This window comes from Elioraea sp. Yellowstone (assembly GCF_006704265.1).
GTDB lineage: Bacteria > Pseudomonadota > Alphaproteobacteria > Acetobacterales > Acetobacteraceae > Elioraea.
In genome coordinates this window covers 1-2707 of record NZ_VIKA01000249.1, presented here as the reverse complement: position 1 = coordinate 2707, position 2707 = coordinate 1, and the positions used below count along the sequence as shown (strand labels likewise).

Genomic DNA, 2707 nt, shown 5'->3' with positions numbered 1-2707 from the left:
GCGCGGCGCCGTCCTCGGGCGCGGGCGGCAGCGCATCGACCTCGTGCATCGCGCCGCGCGCCTCGTCGAGGGCGGCGAGGTGGCGCTGCAGCCGCTCGAGATAGACGTCGAAGGGCTTGCGCCTGGCCGCGCGCACGGCCTGCTCCAGCGCCTGGGAGGCGTCGGCCACGGCGCGGGCGGAGGCGAGCAGGTCGGCCAGCGCGAGGTCGCGGATGGCGCTCTGGACCTCGAGCATCGCGATCGCGATCTCCTCCTTCTCGGCCGCATCGGGGGTGGTGTCGCGCCGTTCCGCCAGGGTGGCGAGCGAGGCGAACAGCGCGTTGCGCGCGGCATGGACCGACATGCGTGATCCTCCGTCTCGGGCTTCCCGCCGCGCGGGAGCCGGTCATGGGCTGAGCTGCCCGCTCCTGAGCGCCGCCTGGGCGCGCCGGATCGCCTCCAGGTCGGCGCGCAGCCGCGCGGCGTTCTCGGCCACCGCCGCGAGCGTCAGGCTGCCGGGGGTGCGCGCCGCCGCGACCGCGCCGCGCCAGGCCGCCTGCGCGCGCTCGATCAGCACCGCGTAGTCGCTGAGCAGGCGGCGATAGGCCTCGGCGCGCGCCACCGCCGCGCGCAGCTCGCTCTCGGCCATGCGCGGATTGGCGGTGATCGTGATCTGCAGGTCGCTGGTCAGCACGCTCCACATCGCCGGCACGGCGTCCCTCAGCCCGGCGAGCAGCGCCTCGACCTGGCGCTCGTTCTCGAGGATCAGCTCGCGCGCGCGCCGCGCGTTCAGCTCGTCGGCGAGGCGGCGCGCGAGCCCCCGCAGCTCCTCGATCGCCGCCTTCAGCCCGGCCGTGGCGAGCGGCGTGCCGACCAGCGCGCCGCCGGCGGCGACCAGATCGGAGAGGGCGGCGACCGAGCGGACGAGGTCGTCCGCCGCGGCATCCGCGTTCGTGCCGTCGGTGAGCCCGACCAGCGCGGCCGAGAGGGCGGTGACGGTGCCGAGCCCGGCGCGCAGCGCCGCGGTGCCCGGCGGATCGCCGATCGATGCCTCGAAGGGCGCATCCGGCACGCGCAGGTCGCGCACGAAGCCCGGGCCGAGCGGCCGGCCGACCCAGCGCTCCTCGCCCGCGGGCGGCCGCCCGCGCGCCTCGGCCGCCGAGTTCGCCTGCGCCTTCTCGCGCAGCGCCGCGCGGTAGGCCGCGCGTTCCGCGAGCGCGAGATCGTCGAGCAGCGGCTGGCCGGCCTGGTCGATCGCGGCGACGCTGTCGCGGAACAGCCGCACCTCGGCCGAGGGGGCCGCCGTGCAGGCGCCGAGGACGAGCGCCGCGGCGCCGAGCAGTCCTGCCGTCGCGCGCCGCCGCATGGCCTCTCCTTCCGTTGCGACTCCGGTTTATACGGGCTGCCGGAGCGATCCGCAAGCGGAAAGCCGGGCGCGGCAGGTCCGGCGGGTCGCGATCGCGCCGCATCCCGGGCGGCGAGGGGGCGCGGAGCGGGGGCGCCGGGCGCATGCCGGCCGGCGGGGTCGGGGAAGGGGGGCCTTCACACTCTCGCGTGCTCTGGCACAGGTCTTGCCTGATACGCGTCCTGCTTCGTTGACCCGGCGCGCCCCGAAGGCCTACACCAACACAGGGATCCATGATGAACCGCATCGCCGTCGCCGAAGACCGGGCCGACTCGGCGCCCGCCCACGCGGCCGACATCGCCGAGGCGCGCCGCGTGCTCGAGACCGAGGCGGCCGCGCTGGCCGCGCTCGCCGCCGGGCTGGACGGCGCCTTCGGCCGCGCCCTCGACCTCCTCGCGGCGGTGACGGGCCGGATCGTCGTCACCGGCATGGGCAAGTCCGGCCATGTCGGGCGCAAGATCGCCGCCACGCTCGCCTCCACCGGCTCGCCCGCGCTGTTCGTCCACCCGGCCGAGGCGAGCCACGGCGATCTCGGCATGATCACGCGGGCGGACGCGGTGCTCGCGCTCTCCAACTCGGGCGAGACGCCCGAGCTCTCCGACATCCTCGCCTATGCGCGCCGCTTCGCGATCCCGCTGGTCGCGGTGACCGGCCGGGCCGAGGGCACGCTCGCCCGCCACGCCGATGTCGCGCTGGTCCTGCCCGCCGCGCCGGAGGCCTGTCCGATGGGGCTCGCGCCGACCACCTCGACCACGCTGATGCTCGCGCTCGGGGATGCGATCGCGGTCGCCCTGCTCGCCCGCAAGGGCTTCACCGCCACCGACTTCCGCGTCCTCCATCCCGGCGGGAAGCTCGGGCGGCGGCTCCTGCACGTGCGCGAGCTGATGCACACGGGGGCCGAGATCCCGCTCGCGCCGACCGCGACGCGGATGGACGAGGCGTTGGTCAGGATGACGGCGCACCGCTTCGGCTGCCTCGGCCTGACGGACGCCGAGGGGCGGCTCGTCGGCGTCATCACCGACGGCGACCTGCGCCGGCACATGGAGCCGAGGCTGCTCGAGCGGCGCGCCGAGGAGGTGATGACGCGCAACCCGCGCACGATCGGCGCGGAGGCCCTGGCGGCCGAGGCGCTGCGGGAGATGAACGAGCGCCGCATCACCGCGCTGTTCGTGGTCGAGGTGGGCCGTCCCGTCGGCATCCTGCACGTCCACGACCTGCTGCGCGCGGGGGTGGCGTGAGCGGCCTCGCCGCGCCCCGTCCCGAGATGCCGGCAGCGCCGGACCGGCCGCGCGCGGGCCGTGCCCGCGCGCTCGCCCTGCGCGC

Annotated in this window: 3 protein-coding genes; 1 reads left to right on the top strand and 2 read right to left on the bottom strand. The window is 76.7% G+C overall.

Going from position 1 to position 2707, the window contains the following annotated elements; translation table 11 throughout:
- Both FK498_RS18330 and FK498_RS18325 read right to left on the bottom strand, forming a co-directional pair.
- A partial coding sequence (locus tag FK498_RS18330) for a hypothetical protein (RefSeq protein WP_141857101.1) occupies positions 1–343 on the bottom strand: 343 nt, incomplete at its 3' end.
- Between the two features lie 42 nt (positions 344–385).
- Complete coding sequence (locus FK498_RS18325) at positions 386–1345, bottom strand: hypothetical protein (RefSeq protein ID WP_141857099.1); 960 nt, start codon at positions 1343–1345, stop codon at positions 386–388.
- Positions 1346–1620: 275 nt separating this feature from the next.
- Between FK498_RS18325 and FK498_RS18320 the strand changes: the two genes are divergently transcribed.
- The gene (locus FK498_RS18320; RefSeq protein WP_370510919.1) at positions 1621–2622 is read left to right on the top strand and encodes an SIS domain-containing protein; all 1002 of its coding nucleotides are present in this window, start codon (positions 1621–1623) and stop codon (positions 2620–2622) included.
- Positions 2623–2707: the final 85 nt, after the last annotated feature.

What these genes read in the sequence shown, in the direction of transcription:
- FK498_RS18320 (WP_370510919.1), top strand. Translation starts at nt 1,621, where the DNA reads ATGAACCGCATCGCCGTCGCCGAAGACCGGGCCGACTCGGCGCCCGCC.
- FK498_RS18325 (WP_141857099.1), bottom strand. Translation starts at nt 1,345, where the DNA reads ATGCGGCGGCGCGCGACGGCAGGACTGCTCGGCGCCGCGGCGCTCGTC.